Origin of the sequence: Pseudomonas citronellolis (assembly GCF_001586155.1) — a bacterium.
Classification (GTDB): Bacteria; Pseudomonadota; Gammaproteobacteria; order Pseudomonadales; family Pseudomonadaceae; genus Pseudomonas; species Pseudomonas citronellolis.
In genome coordinates this window covers 1,063,173-1,084,279 of record NZ_CP014158.1, presented here as the reverse complement: position 1 = coordinate 1,084,279, position 21,107 = coordinate 1,063,173, and the positions used below count along the sequence as shown (strand labels likewise).

The window sequence follows — 21,107 nt, the reverse complement described above, 5'->3', positions numbered from 1 at the left end:
ATCGACGGATTCAGCGCCCGCCGCGATGGCGGGCGGGTAGCGCGCCATGAAAACCCCAGCCCCCACCCTGCTCGAAGTCGCCGGCGGCAAGCCGATCAAGCTCTGGACCCAGGGCGTGCCCGTGGAAGACGAGGCGCGCCAGCAGCTGATGAACACCGCGCGCCTGCCGTTCATCTTCAGGCACCTGGCGGTGATGCCCGACGTGCACCTGGGCAAGGGCTCGACCATCGGCAGCGTGATCCCCACCGTCGGCGCCATCATCCCGGCCGCGGTCGGCGTAGACATCGGCTGCGGCATGATCGCCGCACGCACCTCGCTGCTCGCCGCCGACCTGCCGGACAACCTGCACGGCCTGCGCAGCGCCATCGAGAAGGCGGTGCCCCACGGCAAGACCTTCGGCCGCCACGACCAGGGCGCCTGGAACGAGGTGCCGGCCCACGCCGACCAAGCCTGGAAGGGCCTGGCCCGGCGCTTCCGCGCCATCACCGACAAGTACCCGCGCCTGGAGAAGACCAACAACCGCAACCACCTGGGCACCCTGGGCACCGGCAACCACTTCATCGAGGTCTGCCTGGACGAGGCCGGGCGCGTCTGGTTCATGCTGCACAGCGGCTCGCGCGGGGTGGGCAACGCCATCGGCTGCCTGTTCATCGAACTGGCCCAGGCCGACATGCGCCAGCACCTGGCCAATCTGCCGGACAAGGACCTGGCCTACTTCGAGGAAGGCAGCCGGCACTTCGACGACTATGTCGAGGCGGTGGGCTGGGCCCAGGACTTCGCCCGGCAGAACCGCGAGCTGATGATGCAGGCGGTGATCGCCGCGGCGCGCAAGGTGATCCGCAAACCCTTCGAGGCCAGCCTGGAAGCGGTGAACTGCCACCACAACTACGTGCAGCGCGAGCGGCATTTCGGCCGCGAGGTGCTGGTCACGCGCAAGGGCGCGGTGTCGGCGCAGAAGGGCCAGCTGGGCATCATTCCCGGCTCCATGGGGGCGAAGAGCTTCATCGTCCGCGGCCTGGGCAACGAAGAAGCGTTCTGCTCCTGCAGCCACGGCGCCGGGCGCAGCATGAGCCGCACCCAGGCGAAGAAGCGCTTCAGCGTCGAGGACCAGGTGCGCGCCACCGCCCACGTCGAATGCCGCAAGGACAAGGACGTGATCGACGAGATCCCCATGGCCTACAAAGACATAGACGCAGTGATGGCCGCCCAGCGCGACCTGGTGGAAGTGGTGCACACCCTGCGCCAGGTGGTCTGCGTGAAGGGTTGAAGCTGCGGCATATCCCCGCACCCATTGCCCCGGGAGGGGCGGCTTGATCCCGGTCAATTCTCGCCCTCGCCGCCTGGCCTCTCCTTGAAACAGGAAAAAACCAATAGCCTGATAACGAGGAGAACACTCCATGCAGCCCCTGAAACTGGCCCTGGGCGGCCTGTTGTTGGCCGCCAGCAGCACCGCCGCCCACGCCGACGCCTTGCGCGACCAGGCCAACGCCATCTTCAAGCCCATCCCCGAGCAGACCACCGGGCTGGATGCGGCCCAGGTGGAGCTGGGCCGCCAGTTGTTCTTCGAGCCACGCCTGTCGGCCAGCCACGTGATCAGTTGCAACACCTGCCACAACATCGGCACCGGCGGCGCCGACAACGTGCCGGCCTCCAGCGGCCACGCCTGGCAGAAAGGGGCGCGCAACTCGCCGACGGTGTTCAACGCGGTGTTCAACGTGGCGCAGTTCTGGGACGGCCGCGCCAAGGACCTGGAGGAACAGGCCAAGGGCCCGGTGCAGAACCCGGTGGAGATGCACAACACGCCGAAGAACGTCGAGGCCACGCTCAAGAGCATGCCCGAGTACGTGGCGGCCTTCGAAAAGGCCTTCCCCGGCGACAAGCAGGCGGTGAGCTTCGACAACATGGCCCGCGCGCTGCAGGCCTTCGAATCGACGCTGATCACCCCCGACTCGCGTTTCGACCAGTACCTCAAGGGCGACGACAAGGCCCTGGACGCCAAGGAGAAGAAAGGGCTGCAGGCCTTCATGAGCGCCGGCTGCATCAGCTGCCACAACGGCGTGAACCTGGGCGGCCAGGCCTACTTCCCGTTCGGCCTGGTGAAGAAGCCCGACGCCAGCATCCTGCCCAGCGGCGACAAGGGCCGCTTCGCGGTGACCAAGACGCAGAACGACGAATACGTGTTCCGCGCCGCGCCGCTGCGCAACGTGGCCCTCACCGCGCCCTACTTCCACAGCGGGCAGGTGTGGGACCTGGAGGAAGCGGTGACGATCATGGGCACTGCGCAACTGGGCAAGCAATTGGATGCCGGTGAAGTGGGCGACATAGTCGCCTTCCTCAAGACCGTCACCGGCAAACAGCCGCAGGTGGAATACCCGCTGCTGCCGCCGAGCACCGCCAGCACGCCGCGGCCGGTGGATTGAGAACGGGCATTCACCTGTAGGAGCAGGCCCTGCCTGCGATTCGCGCGCAGGGCGCGCTCCTACAGGGGAACGGCGTAGGTGGCGCAGTGTAGGAGCGGATCTCATCCGCGAATCGCGCCGGAACCTCCGGCTATCGCGGACAAGGTCCCTACGAAAAGAACCTCGGTGCGCTCGCGTAGGATGGGTGGAGCGAAGCGATACCCATCGCCATGGCCGGCCGGGACGTAGGGCGTATAACCGTTCGCGGTTATACGCCGCTACACCCACCTCATGCCCGGCTTATTGGCCGGGATCGAAGCGCCTCCGAGACCAAATCCGAGCGCGCCTGGAGCCACGGCCAGGCGGCGCATAACGCGGAGCGTTATACGCCCTACGCATCAGCAGGTCAGACCACCCCTTGCGCCAGCATGGCGTCGGCGACCTTGACGAAGCCGGCGATGTTGGCGCCCTTCACGTAGTTGATCCGGCCATTCTCCTCGCCGTGGGCGACGCAGGCGTGGTGGATGTTCTGCATGATGCCGTGCAGGCGCTGGTCCACTTCGCCGGCGCTCCAGTGCAGGCGCATGGCGTTCTGGCTCATCTCCAGGCCGCTGGTGGCGACGCCGCCGGCGTTGGAGGCCTTGCCCGGCGCGTAGAGGATGCCGGCTTCGAGGAAGATATCCACAGCCTCGAGGGTCGACGGCATGTTGGCGCCTTCGGCCACGCAGATGCAGCCGTTGCCCAGCAGGGTGCGGGCGTCCTCGGCGTCCAGCTCGTTCTGCGTCGCGCAGGGCAGCGCGATGTCGCAGGGCAGCGCCCAGGGGCGCTGGCCGGCCAGGAAGCGCAGGCCGGGGCCGGTCATTTCGCTGAGACGGCCGCGGCGGACGTTCTTCAGCTCCATCACTTCTTCCCACTGTTCCAGGCTCAGGCCGCCCTCGGCGAACAGGGTGCCTTCGGAGTCGGACAGCGAGATCACCTTGCCGCCCAGTTCCATCACCTTCTGCGCCGCGTACTGGGCCACGTTGCCGGAGCCGGAGATGGCCACGCGCTGGCCGTCGAAACCGCTTTCGCGGGCCTTGAGCATCTCCTGGGCGAAGTACACGCAGCCGTAGCCGGTGGCTTCCGGGCGGATCAGGCTGCCGCCGTAGGCCAGGCCCTTGCCGGTGAGCACCGAGCTGAACTCGTTGGCCAGGCGCTTGTACTGGCCGAACAGGTAGCCGATCTCGCGGGCGCCCACGCCGATGTCACCGGCCGGCACGTCCAGGTCGGCGCCGACGTGGCGGTACAGCTCGCTCATGAACGACTGGCAGAAGCGCATCACCTCGGCATCGCTCTTGCCCTTGGGGTCGAAGTCCGAGCCGCCCTTGCCGCCGCCCATGGGCAGCGAGGTCAGGGAGTTCTTGAACACCTGCTCGAAGGCCAGGAACTTGAGCACGCCCAGGTTCACCGAGGGGTGGAAGCGCAGGCCGCCCTTGTACGGGCCGATGGCGCTGCTCATCTGTACGCGGAAGCCGCGGTTGACCCGCACCCGGCCCTGGTCGTCGACCCAGGGCACGCGGAACAGGATGGCGCGTTCGGGCTCGACGATGCGCTCGAGGATGCCGGCCTGCTGGTAGCGCGGGTTGGCTTCGAGGAACGGCCAGAGGGAACGCAGCACCTCTTCCACCGCCTGGTGGAATTCGGGCTGATCGGGGTCGCGCCGCTTGAGGCGCTCGAGGAACGAGTCAACGGATTGCGTCATGTCTACACCGGTCTTTCTGATTATGGGCGGGGCCCTTTTGCGGCGAGACTCTAACAACCGATATCGCACCGAGACAGTGCGACATGACGCCTTTATGAATCTTTTTGGTGCAAATCTGTAAGAAAGCCCTTTCAGCTACTGGGCTACAGCAAGTATTTCTAAATGTTTCAGATTGCTTCGTACACCTACGAAAACGGGGCCCGAAGGCCCCGTCTGTCGTGAGAAGCGGCTTACGCCAGCTTCTTGTAGCGCACGCGGTGCGGCTGCGCGGCAGCCTCGCCCAGGCGCTTCTTGCGGTCGGCTTCGAACTCGGTGTAGTTGCCTTCGAAGAAGGTCACCTTGCCGTCGTCCTCGTAGGACAGGATGTGGGTGGCGATACGGTCCAGGAACCAGCGATCGTGGGAAATCACGATGGCGGCGCCGGGGAAGTCCAGCAGCGCCTCTTCCAGGGCGCGCAGGGTTTCCACGTCGAGGTCGTTGGACGGTTCGTCGAGCAGCAGCACGTTGCCGCCCTGCTTCAGGGTCAGGGCCAGGTGCAGGCGGCCACGCTCACCACCGGAGAGGTCCTTGACGAACTTCTGCTGGTCGGCGCCCTTGAAGTTGAAGCGGCCGACGTAGCTGCGCGAGGGGACTTCGTAGTTGCCGATCCTGATCTGCTCGAAACCGTCGGAAACCTGCTCCCACACGGTCTTGGTGCCGTCCAGGCTGTCGCGGCTCTGGTCGACGCTGGCGATCTGCACGGTTTCGCCGATCTCGATGGTGCCCGAGTCCGGTTGTTCCTTGCCGGTCAGCATGCGGAACAGGGTGGACTTGCCCGCGCCGTTGCCGCCGATCACGCCGACGATGGCGCCCTTGGGAATGCTCAGCGACAGGTCGTCGATCAGCACACGGTCGCCGTAGCCCTTGCACACGTTGCGCAGCTCGATGACCTTGTCGCCCAGGCGCGGGCCGGCCGGGATGTAGATTTCGTTGGTCTCGCTGCGCTTCTGGAATTCCTGCGACTGCATTTCCTCGAAGCGCTGCAGGCGGGCCTTGGACTTGGCCTGGCGGCCCTTGGCGCCCTGGCGCACCCACTCCAGTTCGGCCTTCATGGCCTTGGCGTGGGAGGCCTCCTGCTTGGCTTCCTGGGCCAGGCGGTTGGCCTTGGATTCCAGCCAGCCGGAGTAGTTGCCCTCGAAGGGGATGCCGTGGCCACGGTCCAGTTCGAGGATCCAGCCGGCGACGTTGTCGAGGAAGTAGCGGTCGTGGGTGATCGCCACCACGGTGCCGGGGAAGTCGTGGAGGAAGTGTTCCAGCCAGGCGACGGAGTCGGCGTCCAGGTGGTTGGTCGGTTCGTCCAGCAGCAGCATGTCGGGGGCCGACAGCAGCAGGCGGCACAGCGCCACGCGGCGCTTCTCGCCACCGGAGAGGTGTTCGATCTTCGCGTCCCACGGCGGCAGACGCAGGGCGTCGGCGGCGACTTCCAGCTGGCGCTCCAGGTTATGGCCGTCGGAGGAATGGATGATGGCTTCCAGCTTGGCCTGCTCGGCGGCCAGGGCGTCGAAGTCGGCGTCCGGCTCGGCGTAGGCGGCGTAGACCTCGTCCAGGCGGGCCTGGGCCTGCTTGACCTCGTCCACCGCTTCCTCGACCACGTCGCGCACGGTCTTCTGCGGGTCGAGCTGCGGCTCCTGCGGCAGGTAGCCGACCTTGATGCCCGGCATCGGGCGGGCTTCGCCCTCGATCTCGGTGTCGACGCCGGCCATGATGCGCAGCAGGGTGGATTTACCCGCGCCGTTCAGGCCCAGCACGCCGATCTTGGCGCCGGGGAAGAACGACAGGGAGATGTCCTTGAGGATTTCACGCTTGGGCGGCACGACCTTGCCGACCCGGTGCATGGTATAGACGTATTGAGCCATGGATACCTAGCTTCTGGGATGAAAGTGTGAATGGCCGTTATGGCTGTCGCGGCCTGCGGGCCGGTGTTGCCCGGGGCTCCGGGCGCGACCATTGGCCGCGGGCGACCGGCGAGAACGGCGACGGCAGGGCCGGACTCGCGGAAACAGGGCGCAGCGTTCAACGCGCGCGTGCGGCAAAGCTACCGGAATGGACCGTGAAGGGCAAACGACGCTCGTCGGCGATACTGGCACTTGGCCCTGCTTCCGGGCATGCTACTGCGCGCCGAACCCCGTCGCCCCGTTCCAGGTAGCCGCTCCTTGTCCAGACCTCCCCGCCCTCCGGCCAGCCTGGCCCGGCCTGAACGGCTGGCCATCAGGAGCGCCCTGCTGCTGGTGCCGCTGATGCTCGGCCTGCTGCTCTGGCAGCTGGGCCAGGAATACTTCGGCCAGGCGCGGCTGGAGCGCGAGCGCGTGGTGCACCAGAGCCAGGAACTGGCCCACCAGCTGTCCCTGGCCCTGGAGCTCAAGGCCCTGGCCGCGCGCAGCCTGGCGCTGCAACGCCTGGGCCGCGGCGAGGAGCCGGCGCTGCTGCTCGACGACCTGCGCCAGGTCTACCCCGCCCTGCGCAGCCTGGCCTGGTACGCGGCCAGCGGCGCCAGGCAACTGGACACCGCGCCGGACAGCGGCGACGACGCCTTCATCGCCGGCCTGCGTCAGCGCGCCGGCGCCAGCTCCTTCCACTACGCCTACAGCGACGCCGATGGCGGCCACTTCTACCTGCTGCTGCGCCTCCAGGATGCCGGTGGCCCCTTCGCCGTGCTCCGCCTGGACGCCGCCGAGGCGCGCCGGCAATGGACCGGACGCATCCTGGACGGCGGCCACGCCTGGGTGCTGGAAGATGAGGTCGGCCACCCGATCCTGGCCGCGCCCGACGAGCCGACCGACGCCGCGCCGGAAAGCGTCGAAGCGCCGGCGCTGAAGGTCGCCAACAGCGACTGGCAGGTCCGCCCGCTGGTCGATACGCCCGTCCTGCAGCCCAGGCTGCCGCCGCGCCTGCTCGGCGAGCTGGGCCTGCTGCTGTTGCTGGCCGGCATCAGCTGCGCCGCCCTGCTGCGCCTGCAACGCGAACAACAGAGCCTGCGCGCGCAGACCGCCGACTCGCAGTCGCGCCTGCGCCAGGCCGCCCAGGCCCTGGCGGCGGTGGACGAGCGGGTGCTGGTGACCAGCGCCGACGGCCGCCTGGTCTATCTCAACCCGCCGGCGGAGCGGCTGCTGGGCGTGAGCGCCGAAGACGCCCCGCAGCACCATCTCGCCCGCCTGCTGCCGGAGCTGGAACGGCAGAGCGGCGAAGGCCAGCCATCGGGCACCCAGCACGTCACCCTGGAACGCAACGGCCGCCGCCGGCGCTATACCGTCAGCCGCCATCCGCTGGAGGAATCCCCGCCGGGCGAGGCGCCCGGCTGGGTGCTGCGCGGCCAGCAGGCGCCGGGCGGGCATGTCTGGGTGCTGCGCGACGTCACCGAGGAACAGCGCTCGCTGCAGGTGCTGGAAGAAACCCGGCGGCGCTACCAGGACATCTTCGACGGCGTCGGCGTGGCGCTCTGCGTGCTCGACCTCTCGGACCTGCAGCGCTTCTTCACCGACAACGGCCTGCGCGAGCCGGGCCGCCTGGAGGCCTGGCTGGATCGCCGCGAGGAACACTGGCCGCAGCTGCTGCGGCTGATCCGCATCAGCGAGGTCAACGAGGTGGCGCGCCGGCTGCTCGGCGTGGAGAGCGGCGAGCAGGCCTGGCGGCGCCTGATCAGCGACAGCCCGCGGCGCCCCGGCAGCGCCCGCGCGCGCATCATCGAGGCGATCCTCTGCGGCACCGGCCCCATCGAGCAGGAAGTCGCCATCCGCACCGGCCAGGGCGAGCTGCGCCACTTCTGGCTGCAGCTGCGCATCCCCGAGCACCTGCCGGACTACCGCGCGGTCACCCTGAGCCTGTCCGACATCAGCAGCCGCAAGCAGGTCGAGCTGTCGCTGATCGAGCGCGAGAAGTTCTGGTCCGACGCCGTGCGCGCGGTGCCCGACACCCTCTACATCCACGACATCACCGCGCGCCGGGTGATCTTCAGCAACCACCACCTGGGCAGCCAACTGGGCTACGGCAAGGACGAGCTGCAGCAGATGGGCGAGCGCTTCTGGGAATGCCTGCTGCACCCGGACGACGTCGAGTACTACTGGCGCGTGCGCAACCTGCAACAGGTGATCGGCGACAACCTGCTGCTCGACAGCCTGCTGCGCTGGCGCCACCGCGACGGCAGCTGGCATTGGTTCGACATCCGCGAGCAGGCCTTCAGCCGCGACGCCGACGGCCGCGTGGCGCGCCTGATCGGCGTGGCCAAGGACATCACCGACACGGTGGAGGCGAACAACTCGCTGCGCGAGAGCAGCCGCCGCTACCAGATGCTGGCGGAAAGCATCAGCGACGTGATCCTCACCACCGACGCCCAGCTGAACATCGACTACATCAGCCCGTCGATCGAGCAGACCTTCGGCTACAGCCCGGCCTGGCTGCTGCACAACGACCTGCAGCAGATCGCCGCCAACCCGGCCCAGCTGGGGCGCCTGCACGACCTGCTGGAGCGCGTGCGCGATGCCATAGGCGCGCCGCGCCGGCTGGCCGCCCTGCGCGAATCCAGCGCGGTGCACCTGTTCACCTTCGACTGCCTGCGCGCCGACGGCCGCAAGGTCCCGGTGGAGCTGCGCATCGCCCTGATGTGGGACGACAACGGGCGCTTCGTCGGCCTGCTCGGCGTGGCCCGCGACATCAGCCAGCAGCGCCGCGCCGAGCGCGAGATGCGTATGGCCGCCACCGTGTTCGAGCATTCCACCGCGGCCATCATGGTCACCGACCCGGCCGGCTACATCGTCCAGGTCAACGACTCCTTCTCGCGCCTGACCGGCTACAGCGCCGCCGAGGTGCTCGACCAGCAGCCGCGCCTGCTCACCGCCGACCAGCAGGAAGCCAACCAGCTCAAGCACGTGCTCGACAGCCTGCAGCGCAGCGGCAGCTGGGAGGGCGAGATCCTGCAGAAGCGCAAGAGCGGCGAGCTGTACCCGTCCTGGGTGGGCATCACCGCGGTGCAGGACGAGGAAGGCGACCTGGTCAGCTTCGTCTGCTTCTTCAGCGACATCAGCGAGCGCAAGGCCAGCGAGCGGCGCATCCACCGCCTGGCCTACTACGACGCCCTCACCCACCTGCCCAACCGCACGCTGTTCCAGGACCGCCTGCACACCGCGCTGATGCAGGCCGAGCGGCACCGCCAGTGGGTGGTGCTGATGTTCCTCGACCTCGACCGCTTCAAGCCGATCAACGACTCCCTGGGCCACGCCGCGGGCGACCGCATGCTCAAGGAAGTGGCCGAGCGCCTAAACCAGTGCGTCAGCGACAACGACACCGTGGCGCGCATGGGCGGCGACGAGTTCACCCTGCTGCTGCCGGGCCTGGAGGACCGCGACAAGGCGCTCAAGCGCGCCATCCAGGTGGCCGAGCGCATCCTCGCCAGCCTCGCCCGGCCCTTCACCCTGGAAGGCCGCGAGTTCTTCGTCACCGCCAGCATCGGCGTGGCCCTGTCGCCGCAGGACGGCGCCGAGCTGAGCCAGTTGATGAAGAACGCCGACACCGCCATGTACCACGCCAAGGAAGTGGGCAAGAACAACTTCCAGTTCTACCAGGCCGAGATGAACGCCCGCGCCCTGGAGCGCCTGGAGCTGGAAAGCGACCTGCGCCGCGCCATCGAGCAGGACGAATTCATCCTGCACTACCAGCCGCAGTTCACCGGCGACGGCCGCCGCCTCACCGGTGCCGAGGCCCTGCTGCGCTGGCAGCACCCCACGCGCGGGCTGATCGCGCCGGCCGAGTTCATCCCGGTGCTGGAGGAACTGGGGCTGATCGCCCAGGTCGGCGACTGGCTGCTGGCCGAGGCCTGCCGGCAGATCCGCATCTGGCACCGCGACAAGGTGCGGGTGCCCAAGGTCTCGGTGAACCTCTCGGCGCGGCAGTTCGCCGATGGCCAGCTGGGCACGCGCATCGCCGGCATCCTCATGGAAACCGGCATCCCGCCGGCCTGCCTGGAGCTGGAGCTGACCGAAAGCATCCTGATGAGCGACGTGTCCGAGGCCATGCACATCCTCTCCGGCCTCAAGCGCCTGGGCCTGGCCATCGCGGTGGACGACTTCGGCACCGGCTACTCGTCGCTGAACTACCTCAAGCAGTTCCCCATCGACGTGCTGAAGATCGACCGCAGCTTCGTCGACGGCCTGCCCCACGGCGAGCAGGACGCACAGATCGCCCGCGCCATCATCGCCATGGCCCACAGCCTGAACCTGATGGTGATCGCAGAGGGCGTGGAGAGCCAGGCGCAGCTGGACTTCCTGCGCGAACACGGCTGCGACGAGGTGCAGGGCTTCCTGTTCGGCCGGCCGATGACCGCCGAGCAGTTCGCCGCGCTGTTCTCCAGCAATGCGCTGTTCCTGCTCGGCTAGCGCCAGGATTCCCCTGTAGGAGCGCGCCCTGCGCGCGAATCGCGGGCAGGGCCCGCTACAGCGCTCCCCCCGCGTGAACCCCGCTTATCCGCCACATGACCGCCTTTCATATGCCAGCGCGCGCGCCCTGGGTTAGAATGCGCCCCTTTCCCAGCACCGATCCTTATGAGGACCGCCATGTTCAGCCGTGATTTGACCCTCGCCCGCTACGATGCCGAACTCTTCGCCGCGATGGAGCAGGAAGCCCAGCGCCAGGAAGAGCACATCGAGCTCATCGCCTCCGAGAACTACACCAGCCCGGCGGTGATGGAAGCCCAGGGTAGCGTGCTGACCAACAAATACGCCGAAGGCTACCCGGGCAAGCGCTACTACGGCGGTTGCGAGTACGTCGACGTGGTCGAGCAGTTGGCCATCGACCGTGCCAAGCAACTGTTCGGCGCCGACTACGCCAACGTCCAGCCGCACTCCGGCTCCCAGGCCAACGCCGCGGTCTACATGGCCCTGCTGAATGCCGGCGACACCGTGCTGGGCATGAGCCTGGCCCACGGCGGCCACCTGACCCACGGCGCCAGCGTCAGCTTCTCCGGCAAGATCTACAACGCCGTGCAGTACGGCATCGACGGCAACGGCCTGATCGACTACGACGAGGTCGAGCGCCTGGCCGTGGAGCACAAGCCGAAGATGATCATCGCCGGCTTCTCCGCCTACTCGCAGATCCTCGACTTCCCGCGCTTCCGCGCCATCGCCGACAAGGTGGGCGCCTACCTGTTCGTCGACATGGCCCATGTGGCGGGCCTGGTCGCCGCCGGCATCTACCCGAACCCGGTGCCCTTCGCCGACGTCGTCACCACCACCACCCACAAGACCCTGCGCGGCCCGCGCGGCGGCCTGATCCTGGCGCGCAAGAGCGAAGAGCTGGAGAAGAAGCTGAACTCCGCGGTCTTCCCGGGCGGCCAGGGCGGCCCGCTGGAGCACGTCATCGCCGCCAAGGCCGTGTGCTTCAAGGAAGCCCTGCAGCCCGAGTTCAAGGCCTACCAGGAACAAGTGGTGAAGAACGCCCAGACCATGGCCCAGGTGTTCATCGAGAACGGCTACGACGTGGTTTCCGGCGGCACCCAGAACCACCTGTTCCTGCTCAGCCTGATCAAGCAGGACATCACCGGCAAGGACGCCGACGCCGCCCTGGGCCGCGCCTTCATCACCGTGAACAAGAACAGCGTGCCGAACGACCCGCGCTCGCCCTTCGTCACCTCGGGCCTGCGCATCGGCACCCCGGCCGTGACCACCCGCGGCTTCAAGGAAGGCGAGTGCCGCCAACTGGCCGGCTGGATCTGCGAGATCCTCGCCAACCTGGGCGACGAAGCCGTGGAAGGCCGCGTGCGCGAGCAGGTCAAGGCGCTGTGCGCTAAGTTCCCGGTGTACGGCAAGTAAGCCGAACCGCGAACACGAACAAGCCCGGCGAATGCCGGGCTTTTTCATTGCTGTCTAATCACCTGAGAGCGGCGGCGTGCGCTCAATTTGCCAGCGCAGGCAGACCAGATCGCGCCGATAGCGCAGATCGCTACAGAAACGCTCCAGTTCCGCCGGCGCCATGTTCGGGACTTGGCGCCGAACCTGATTTGCGTTCTTCGACACACTGCCAGCGATGGCCGCCAAGCCGGCAAGCAACAAGACGCCGATGAAGAAGGCGTTGCGCCGATAGGCCCAACCACGCTCCAGCAGTAATTGCGCACGTCCGAGCAAGCTGGTACGGCGAAGCAACTGCATGGCCCCTAGAACCGGCACGGCGAGGATCAGCCCTCCCCACCACACTTCGTGTCCCCGCCACCCTGCCAGCATCGCGGCGCCCAGCCCGAGCAGGTAGCCAATGGCACCGTCGCGCAACGGTCGTAGCCCCGCGCCATGCTCGTGCAAGGCCGCCGGTAGAAGGCTGCTCAAGTAGTAGTCAAGGCGTTTGAGCGGTGCCCCGAGGAATCGCTGGGAAATCCGGAGCAGCTTATCGAGCGACGCAGCCAGCAGCACCGAGGTGACCGGGACGCTGATGAACAGCTGCGTCAGGTTGGGCGAAGGCTTCGCCAACTCGGCCGGCATGAGGGCAATGGCATACATCAGCATGAACCCCAGCCAGAGCATCAACACCCGTGGCCAGCGGGTCTCGCTGCGGGCCAGGTCGTGCCAGAAGCCGGCATCCAGGCTATTGGCCAATGGCAGGCGTCGAGTCAGCTGCGGATAGCGATGCCTGAGCGTTTCCGCGACGCGCCGCGAACAGTCCCAGTCGGCCTCCGTGAAGTCTGCGCTGAAGCGTCGCCGCTGGAAGCGATCGAACGGACCGAGCACCAGCCTTGCCGCACGGCATTCACTGGTCAACTCCCAGCGCCGTGCGTCATTTTGCAAGCGGTCATAGAAGCGCTCAGCATCCCAGCGATCTAGAAGGGCATGCCAGAGGTGCGCGGGGCAACTGGCGTCACGTTGCCCCTCATTCCAGCGGAAGAGCGCCGCAATTTCATCGAGGGTCCTCCCGGAACAGTACGGCAAGTCCAACAGCAGCCGCACCACCGCCGTCTCCAACAGTTCACGGGCATCGAAACTCTGCAACCAGGGCTCCCCGGCCAGAGCCGCCAGCCCCCTGACGAACGCCTCTCCGCCATCCTGCTCATGCAATTCGCGCAGAGCGTCCAGACGCTCGCCAAGCAATTGCACCCACAACGGCCGTAGCGTCTGTGCGCTCAGGCCCGAACGTTCGTTGGTGCGCAACCAGCCGAACGTCTCGCAGGCGGCATCACGCAACCCGGTGCCTCGCGCATCCGCCAGGCACAACTGCAGTACGCCATCCTCAAAGGACAGCGCCAGCCCTTCCGCCTCGGCCGTGCGCAGACGTTCGGACAACTCGTCCGGGCGCAGATCCTCCAGCAGCGACGCCAAGGAACGAAATGGAACCTCGACGGCAACAGAATGCAACGGGCTAGCCGCCAGAGGGGGGGCCGCAACGGCGATGTCGTCATCCCCATCCTCGGTGCCACCTCGCTCGCGCCACTGGGCGAAGCTCATAGCCTGTTCATAGGCTTCACGCAGGGCCTGGAAAGCCTGCGCATCCTCGTCCGGCCGGGTGACCTTGAGCAACCGCGCGTACTGACGCTTGATGCTCCGCTCATCGGCCTCGGCCTCCAGGCCGAGAATCTCCCAACAGCTCATCGCAGCCTCCTCAGCGCCAGGACGAACGTTCGAGCTCGTCGAGCTGCGCTTCGATCGACGCGCGCAGATTGTCGATGCGCTGCGGGTCCTGCTCGCCCAGCACCTGCTGGAAACGCCCGGCCATCTGCGCCAGCGCCTCCCGCGTGTCGCCCAGGTGTTCCTGGTAAAGGCGTTCCAGGCGCGCCAGCAAGGTCGTGTTGAGCAACTGGTCGCGCGGATGCACCTTCAGCTGCGCCAGGGCCGCCAGGCGTTCGCGGATTTCCTCGGGAGTCAGTACGCCGGGGTTCTTCTCGATGACCAGGCTGTGCCGCGCGCCGCTCTCCGGCAGCGTCACCTCCGCTTCGAGAATACCGTTGTTGTCGTAGGTGAAACGCACGTCCAGCTTGACCTCGCCCGCCTTGCGCGGCGGTACCGGGATATCCAGCTCGCCGAGGGGGATATTGTCCTTCACCAGGCGACTCTCGCCCTGGTAGATCTGCAGCAGCACCCGGGTCTGGCTATCCTGCAGAGTCTGCACCGTCTTCACCCGGCTCACCGGCACCACGCTGTTGCGCTCGATGATCGGCAGGTAGTGGCCACCTTCGTATACCCGGCCGAACTGCGCGGTGGTCTCGATGCCCAGGGTGTAGGGGCAGACGTCGGTCAGCACCACTTCCTCCAGCGCCGCCTCACGCTGCTTCAACGCCGCCTGTACCGCGGCGCCCAAGGCAACCGCTTCGTCGGGGTTGACGTGCATGGCCGGGAAACGGCCGAACAGGGTCGCGGCCAGCTTGCGGATCAACGGCATGCGGGTAGTGCCGCCCACCAGCAGGATCTCGTCGAGGTCGGCGACGCGGATGCGCGCATCGCGCAAAGCCCGCTCGATAGGCCCGCGCAGGCGCTCCAGTAGCGGGGCGCAGACGCGCTGCAAGTCGTCCAGGGTGACTTCCAGCGCCCATTGCCGGCCACCCTGAGCCAGGGAGAAGCTGGCGCTGGGTTGCAGGCCAAGTGCATGGCGCACCCGTTCTGCTTCCCGGCGCAGACGGTTGTACATGCCGGGGGCCTCGACATCGGGAAACTGCTTGTCCTGGCGCTGGCTGGCGACGAAATGCTGGACCAGCGCGGTATCGAAATCTTCACCGCCAAGGAAGTTGTCGCCCGCACTGGCGCGCACCTCCATGACGCCTTCGAAGAGTTCGAGGATGGAAACGTCGAAGGTGCCGCCGCCCAGGTCGAAAACCAAGAAGGAGGTCTCCTGGCCCTTCTGGTGCACGCCATAGGCCAACGCCGCGGCAGTGGGCTCGTTGACCAGCTTGTCCACCTTCAGCCCGGCCAGCTCGCCGGCGATACGCGTGGCCTTGCGCTGGGCATCGCTGAAATAGGCCGGCACGCTGATCACCGCCTCCTCTACCGGCTCACCGAAGACGCGCTCGACATCTTCCTTGAGGCTACGCAGGACCAGCGCCGAGAGCTCCTCGGGGCGGAACCTGCGCTTGCCCAGGATAATTTCCTGGGCACTGCCCATATGGCGCTTGAACAAGGCTGCAGTGAGCTGGGGGTGGGTCTGCAGGCGCTCGCGGGCAGCCTGGCCGACCAGAACCAGGCCCTGGTCGTCGAGGCCAACTACGCTTGGGGTGATCACGCTACCCAGCGCATTGGGCACCAGTTGCGGAGCATCGTCGCGCCATACGGCGACGAGGCTGTTGGTGGTGCCCAGATCAATGCCGACTATCATACTGGCGCTCTCCTTGCGGGCTTGGTGGGCTCTGCAAGCCAGGCCCATCCATGGAAGGGAAAGAGCACTATTACAGCGAGATGCCAGTATCCGGTAAAGCCCCCCGAAGCAGTATCAGAGTGAGCCGGTTGGCCTCGGAAGAATTCGGGGGATTCAGACTTTCCCTCCTGCTTGCCGCTGCTCAAGGCTGCGCCGGCACATCCCGCAGCCCATTGAGCTGCCGCGCCAGCGTCTCCGCTTCCACCTGGCTGTCGAACCCCTCCAGCATCACCCGCCCGTCGCGCACCGGCTCGGATACCTGCGGCAGCATGCGCAACTGGCCGTCGATCACCACCGCCAGGGCCTTGCCCCGCTGCTTTTCGGTCAGTTGCGCCAGGCGCTTGCTGGCGTCGGGGGCGAAGGTCACCAGCACGCCGGGGCGGCCGCCGTTGCCCAGCACCACCTCGGCGCGCTGCACGTCGCGCTGGGTGAGTTCGGCGCGAGCGATGACCAGCACCGCCTGGCCCTGCGGGTCGGCCAGGGTGCGGGTGCTGGCGGTTGGCTTGTCGGCGGTGGCGTGGATGTCGAAGCTGTGCTGCGGCGGGGCCGGCGGCGCGCCGGCGCAGGCGCCCAGCAGGGCGAGGAGGCAGAGCGGAATCAGGCGTTTCATGGGTCGACGATGGGGTCAGGCAACAAGGGAATCGGGCCGAATGCCGGTTGGACAACGGCGCGCGCCGGTCATTGCGTACCGGCCGGCGCATGATAACGCCAATGGCCTCCCGGCAAGCGTGGCCGAAGTCAACGAAGGGGCTGGCGCAGGCCCTTCGCTGGCAGTGACGCCCCCGGCCAACTAGGCTCGTCGTGGGGCCGGTCGACGGGCTCGATACCCGCGTTTCCGGCGAGCTGCTATCATGCCCGCCTTTTTTGCCCAGGCCGCGCAAGACGGCCAATCCTGACCGACCGGTCGAGCCGACAAGACGCCCAAACACGGGAGCACGACATGCTGGAAAAGCTGTTCCAACTCAAGGCGCACAATACCAACGTACGCACCGAGATCCTGGCGGGGATCACCACCTTCCTGACCATGGCCTACATCCTCTTCGTCAACCCGAGCATCCTCGGCGAGACCGGCATGGACAAGGGCGCGGTGTTCGTCGCCACCTGCCTGGCCGCAGCCATCGGCTCGTCGATCATGGGCCTGATCGCCAACTACCCCATCGCCCTCGCCCCGGGCATGGGCCTGAACGCCTTCTTCACCTATACCGTGGTGCTGCACATGGGCCACACCTGGCAGGTGGCGCTCGGCGCGGTGTTCCTCTCGGCGTGCATGTTCTTCGTCATTTCGATCTTCCGTATCCGCGAATGGATCATCAACAGCATCCCGCTGGCCCTGCGCTCGGCCATTGCCGCCGGCATCGGCCTGTTCCTGGCGCTGATCGCGCTCAAGGAGTCGGGCATCGTCATCGCCAACCCGGCCACCCTGGTGGGCATGGGCGACCTGGCCAGGCCCGAGCCGCTGCTGGCCATCCTCGGCTTCATCCTCATCGTCGCCCTGGAAGCCCGCCGCGTGACCGGCGCGGTGATGATCGGCATCCTGGTGGTGACCTTCGTCGCCATCGCCCTGGGCGTGACCCAGTTCGGCGGCGTGGTGTCGATGCCGCCGTCGCTGGCGCCGACCTTCCTCCAGCTGGACATCAAAGGCGCCCTGGACATCGGCCTGACCAGCGTGATCTTCGCCTTCCTCTTCGTCGACCTGTTCGACAACTCCGGCACCCTGATCGGCGTGGCCAAGCGCGCCGGGCTGATGGGCAAGGACGGGCACATGCCGAAGATGGGCCGCGCGCTGATCGCCGACAGCACCGCGGCCATGTTCGGCTCGCTGCTGGGCACCTCCACCACCACCAGCTACATCGAGTCGGCCGCGGGCGTGTCCGCCGGCGGGCGCACCGGCCTGACCGCCATCGTGGTCGCCGTCCTGTTCCTGCTGGCGCTGTTCTTCGCCCCGCTGGCGGGCAACGTGCCGGCCTTCGCCACCGCGCCGGCGCTGTTCTTCGTCGCCGTGCTGATGGCCTCGGGCCTGGCCGAGATCGACTGGGACGACCTGACCGTCGCCGCGCCGGTGGTGGTCACCGCCCTGGCCATGCCGCTGACCTTCTCCATCGCCAACGGCATCGCCTTCGGCTTCATCACCTGGACCGCCTGCAAGCTGCTGTCCGGCCGCTTCCGCGAACTGAACTGGGCGCTGGTGATCCTCTCGGTGCTGTTCGTCATCAAGCTGGGCTGGTACAACGCCTGACCGATAGCGATACCCGTGCAGCATGGGTATCGCTTCGCTCCACCCATCCCGCGAGTCGCCTGCAGGATGGGTCGGGCGCAACGAAACCCATCGCCCGCCACCGCGCAGCAAGAGTTCCCCATGAGCAGTCCCCGTTTCGACCCCGCCACCTACGACACCCAACTGGCCGACAAGGCCGCGCGCCTGCGCGAGCTGCTGGCGCCCTTCGCCGCGCCCGAGCCGCAGGTGTTCGACTCGCCCCGCGAGCACTACCGCCTGCGCGCCGAGTTCCGCCTGTGGCGCGACGCCGGGACCGAAAGCCGGCACTACGCGATGTTCGAGCAGGGCGACAAGCACACGCCCATCTACATCGAGCAGTTCCCCATCGCCAGCCAGCGTATCAACGAACTGATGCCGCGCCTGAAGGCCGCCTGGGCCGAGCGCGCCCTGGGCCACAAGCTGTTCCAGGTGGAATTCCTCACCACCCTGGCGGGCGACGCGCTCATCACCCTCTGCTACCACCGCCCCATCGACGACGCCTGGCAGGCCACCGCGCAGAAGCTGGCCGCCGAGCTGGGCGTGAGCATCGTCGGGCGCTCGCGCGGCAAGCGCCTGGTGGTCGGCCGCGACTACGTCGAGGAAGCACTGCAGGTGGCCGGGCGGACCTTCCGCTACCGCCAGCCGGAAGGCGCCTTCACCCAGCCCAACGGCGCGGTCTGCCAGAAGATGCTGAACTGGGCCTACGAGGCCCTCGGCCAGCGCGACGACGACCTGCTGGAGCTGTACTGCGGCAACGGCAACTTCACCCTGCCGCTGGCCACCCGGGTGCGCAAGGTGCTGGCCACCGAGATCAGCAAGACTTCGGTGAACGCCGCCCTGGCCAACCTGGCCGACAACGCCGTGGATAACGTCACCCTGGTGCGCCTGTCCGCCGAGGAGCTGACCCAGGCGCTGAACGAGGTGCGCCCCTTCCGCCGCCTGGCCGACGTCGACCTGAAGGGCTACGACTTCGGCAGCGTGTTCGTCGACCCGCCCCGCGCCGGCATGGACCCGGACACCTGCGAGCTGACCCGCCGCTTCGAGCGCATCCTCTATATCTCCTGCAACCCGGAGACCCTGGCGCAGAACATCGCCCAACTGCACGACACCCATCAGGTGACGCGCTGCGCGCTGTTCGACCAGTTCCCCTATACCCATCACATGGAAGCGGGCGTGCTACTGGAACGCCGCTGAGAGTCAGTCCACGATCTGCTGCGCGTCGGCATAACTGCGTTAAAAACAGGCGAGTGATGCTCATTTAGCGGCCTAAACTCCGCTCCCTCGCCTATTTGACTCGCTGCGCTCGCCCTTCGGGCCAGCCTTCGGCTGTTACTCCCGTTGGTCGTTGCGCCTTGTTCTGCTCTAGCTCGCGAGATCGTGAACAGACTCTGAGGCTAACCCAACCTGGGTTGGGCGGCGCGCACCGCGCCGCCGGCTAGGCTGCTGTGGATAACCACAAGAGAGCCTCGCCATGCACCGCTTCCTGCTTCCCCTGCTCGCCCTGTTGCTGGCCGCCTGCGCCGGCAGCGACCCGGCCAAAGTCACGGTCTCCCCGGCCGCCGATGGCCACCAGGGCAGCTTCTCCATCCAGGCGGTAAGCGCCCCCGGCCATCGCCTGGACCTGGAGGAGCGCTTCGACGCCGCCCTGCGCCGCGCCCTGGAAGCCAAGGGCTACCGCTTCCAGGCGCAGAATGGCGAATTGCGGGTGCTCTATGCATTGGGCCTGGAGCGCCAGACCGGGGTGATCCAGCGCCCGGTGGCGACCCAGGAAGGCGTGGTGAACCAGACGCAGATCGCCGATTCCGACCTGGCGCGGCTGGTCATGCGCATAGTCGACGAGAGGAGTCGCGAGGTGCTCTACGAGGCGCAGCTGAGCAGCCAGCTACAGGACCCGAACCTGAGCCAGGAGGCTTTCGACAAGGCATTGGCGAAGCTGCTGGAGGATTTCCCGGCGCACCGCCCCTGAGGCGGCTCAGCTCTCAGCTATAGCTGGAAGGAGTCTTGCGCACGAATTTGATGCTGTAGCTGAAGTCCGGCTTGCGGGTGACGCTGATGGCGCGGCGGGTGACGGTGTCCAGGGTGACGTTCCAGAACCCGGTGCTGGGCACGCGGATGCGCGCCGGGAAGCGCTCGAAGGCACCGCCGTGGTAGGCGTGGCGCGCGCCGTTCTTGAAGCTGCGGAAGTTGGCGTCGGTCATCAGGCGGATATTGCAGGTGCGCGAGCATTCGATGACCACGAGGTCGCCCTCGTTGAGGTGTTCGCGCTTGTGGATGAATTTCATGTTGCGGGCCTGCGGGTGACGGTCGAACGGGGCGCAACGATAGCACGGAAGCCGGCGCCGCCCCAGCGGCGCCGGGCGGATGCGCGTCAGTTCGCGGCGCGCAGGCGGATACCGTCGGCCTCCACGCGCTGGCCCACCTGGAACTCGGCGTTGGGCGAACGCACGCTGCGCTGGCTGCCGTCCTCCGCCTGCACCACGTAGGCCTTCTGGCTGGCGCCGCTGGCCTGCTGCACGCCGCTGCCGGCCAGCCAGCCGATGCCGGCCCCCGCCAGCGCGCCGAAGGGCCCGCCCAGGGCGCCGCCGATCAGCACCCCGCTGCCCGCGCCGAAACCGCCGCCGACCGTGTTGTCCGGCCGTTCAGCCACCACCTGGTCCGCCTGCGCCACCGCGCAGGACAACAGCACCACACCCATTGCACACAGGCTCGCTACTTTCATGATCGCTCCATTGGCGTTTGAAGGTAGCCAAGCCATTACAGCAAGCGTGCCAGCCCCCGAGGGCCCATGGATCAAGGGCTGGCGCGATGACGGAGTCTAAATGACATCATACGACGGAGTCATCCTGACTCGCCGCAGAGTCATTCGGACCTTGTTTCAGAGCCCTTCGAAGTCGGCGTCGCGCACCTTCTCCACCGGCGCCTCCGGCAGCGGTTCGGCCGGCTCCGGCTCGCGCCGGCCGCGCTCCAGCCAGTACAGGGCGAAGATCGCCAGCAGCGACACGCTGCCGCGGTAGACCAGGCCGTAGAGGGTGGCGTCGGTGTCGATGCCCAGGCCCGAGGACCAGGCGATGAGCAGCCGCGACAAGGTCAGGGTGAGCTGCACCAGCACCACCAGGATCAGCCCGGCGCGCAGCAGCTCGCGGCGGCGCAGGGCGAACAGCAGGAACAGCGCCAGGGCGAACTGGTGGCCGCCGTAGAACACCTGGGCGTCGCTGACCGACTCCGGCTCCATCAGCAGCATGCCGCTGAGGTTGGCCATCTCGTAGGGGCGCACCCAGTACAGCAGGCCCAGGCCGGCCCACACCAGGGCCTGTAGCAGCAAGACGAAGCGGGCGAAGAGCATCCTGTTCCTCCTGGGGCCCGT

At 67.4% G+C, this 21,107-nt stretch carries 15 protein-coding genes; 7 read left to right on the top strand and 8 right to left on the bottom strand.

All coding sequences use genetic code 11. The features are described from left to right. Positions 1–46: 46 nt before the first annotated feature. Both PcP3B5_RS04975 and PcP3B5_RS04970 read left to right on the top strand, forming a co-directional pair. Entirely contained in the window at positions 47–1,267 is a 1,221-nt protein-coding gene (locus PcP3B5_RS04975; RefSeq protein WP_061560699.1) for an RtcB family protein, read from the top strand. A 130-nt stretch (positions 1,268–1,397) separates the two neighbouring features. Beyond that, positions 1,398–2,420 carry a cytochrome-c peroxidase gene (locus PcP3B5_RS04970; RefSeq protein WP_043313631.1) on the top strand — a complete coding sequence of 341 codons (1,023 nt, stop codon included), beginning with the start codon at positions 1,398–1,400 and terminating at the stop codon, positions 2,418–2,420. A gap of 385 nt (positions 2,421–2,805) precedes the next feature. Here the strand turns inward: PcP3B5_RS04970 and gdhA are convergent, their stop codons facing one another. Beyond that, positions 2,806–4,140, bottom strand: coding sequence for an NADP-specific glutamate dehydrogenase (gene gdhA, locus PcP3B5_RS04965; RefSeq protein WP_043313633.1), 1,335 nt, complete (start codon positions 4,138–4,140; stop codon positions 2,806–2,808). Between the two features lie 230 nt (positions 4,141–4,370). Then, a complete protein-coding gene (gene ettA / locus PcP3B5_RS04960) occupies positions 4,371–6,035 on the bottom strand; it encodes an energy-dependent translational throttle protein EttA (RefSeq protein WP_009617524.1) in 1,665 nt (554 codons plus the stop codon). Between the two features lie 249 nt (positions 6,036–6,284). On the opposite strand from ettA, the gene PcP3B5_RS04955 reads away from it, so the two are divergent. Continuing rightward, the gene (locus PcP3B5_RS04955) at positions 6,285–10,544 is read left to right on the top strand and encodes a sensor domain-containing protein (protein WP_420820161.1); all 4,260 of its coding nucleotides are present in this window, start codon (positions 6,285–6,287) and stop codon (positions 10,542–10,544) included. A gap of 177 nt (positions 10,545–10,721) precedes the next feature. Further along, positions 10,722–11,975, top strand: a complete 1,254-nt coding sequence (glyA, locus tag PcP3B5_RS04950; protein ID WP_061560697.1) for a serine hydroxymethyltransferase — start codon at positions 10,722–10,724, stop codon at positions 11,973–11,975. A gap of 54 nt (positions 11,976–12,029) precedes the next feature. Here the strand turns inward: glyA and PcP3B5_RS04945 are convergent, their stop codons facing one another. The 3 genes from PcP3B5_RS04945 to PcP3B5_RS04935 form a co-directional block, all read right to left on the bottom strand. Next, a complete protein-coding gene (locus PcP3B5_RS04945; RefSeq protein ID WP_061560696.1) occupies positions 12,030–13,736 on the bottom strand; it encodes a J domain-containing protein in 1,707 nt (568 codons plus the stop codon). A gap of 10 nt (positions 13,737–13,746) precedes the next feature. Next, entirely contained in the window at positions 13,747–15,450 is a 1,704-nt protein-coding gene (locus tag PcP3B5_RS04940; RefSeq protein WP_009617515.1) for a molecular chaperone HscC, read from the bottom strand. A gap of 181 nt (positions 15,451–15,631) precedes the next feature. Next, positions 15,632–16,099, bottom strand: a complete 468-nt coding sequence (locus tag PcP3B5_RS04935) for a SecDF P1 head subdomain-containing protein (RefSeq protein ID WP_061560695.1) — start codon at positions 16,097–16,099, stop codon at positions 15,632–15,634. Between the two features lie 330 nt (positions 16,100–16,429). On the opposite strand from PcP3B5_RS04935, the gene PcP3B5_RS04930 reads away from it, so the two are divergent. From PcP3B5_RS04930 to PcP3B5_RS04920, 3 genes are all read left to right on the top strand, one after another. After that, complete coding sequence (locus PcP3B5_RS04930; protein WP_061560694.1) at positions 16,430–17,725, top strand: NCS2 family permease; 1,296 nt, start codon at positions 16,430–16,432, stop codon at positions 17,723–17,725. A gap of 120 nt (positions 17,726–17,845) precedes the next feature. Next, positions 17,846–18,937, top strand: coding sequence for a tRNA (uridine(54)-C5)-methyltransferase TrmA (gene trmA, locus PcP3B5_RS04925; protein ID WP_061560693.1), 1,092 nt, complete (start codon positions 17,846–17,848; stop codon positions 18,935–18,937). Positions 18,938–19,214: 277 nt separating this feature from the next. Beyond that, positions 19,215–19,709, top strand: a complete 495-nt coding sequence (locus PcP3B5_RS04920) for a DUF4136 domain-containing protein (RefSeq protein WP_061560692.1) — start codon at positions 19,215–19,217, stop codon at positions 19,707–19,709. Between the two features lie 13 nt (positions 19,710–19,722). Here the strand turns inward: PcP3B5_RS04920 and PcP3B5_RS04915 are convergent, their stop codons facing one another. The 3 genes from PcP3B5_RS04915 to PcP3B5_RS04905 form a co-directional block, all read right to left on the bottom strand. After that, the gene (locus PcP3B5_RS04915) at positions 19,723–20,025 is read right to left on the bottom strand and encodes a DUF1883 domain-containing protein (RefSeq protein ID WP_043273615.1); all 303 of its coding nucleotides are present in this window, start codon (positions 20,023–20,025) and stop codon (positions 19,723–19,725) included. An 86-nt stretch (positions 20,026–20,111) separates the two neighbouring features. Continuing rightward, positions 20,112–20,462: a hypothetical protein gene (locus tag PcP3B5_RS04910; RefSeq protein WP_009617495.1), complete on the bottom strand. Its 351-nt coding sequence runs from the start codon at positions 20,460–20,462 to the stop codon at positions 20,112–20,114. A gap of 156 nt (positions 20,463–20,618) precedes the next feature. Beyond that, on the bottom strand, positions 20,619–21,086 hold the full coding sequence (locus PcP3B5_RS04905; RefSeq protein ID WP_009617493.1) for a DUF4345 family protein: 468 nt from the start codon (positions 21,084–21,086) through the stop codon (positions 20,619–20,621). Positions 21,087–21,107 lie beyond the last annotated feature (21 nt).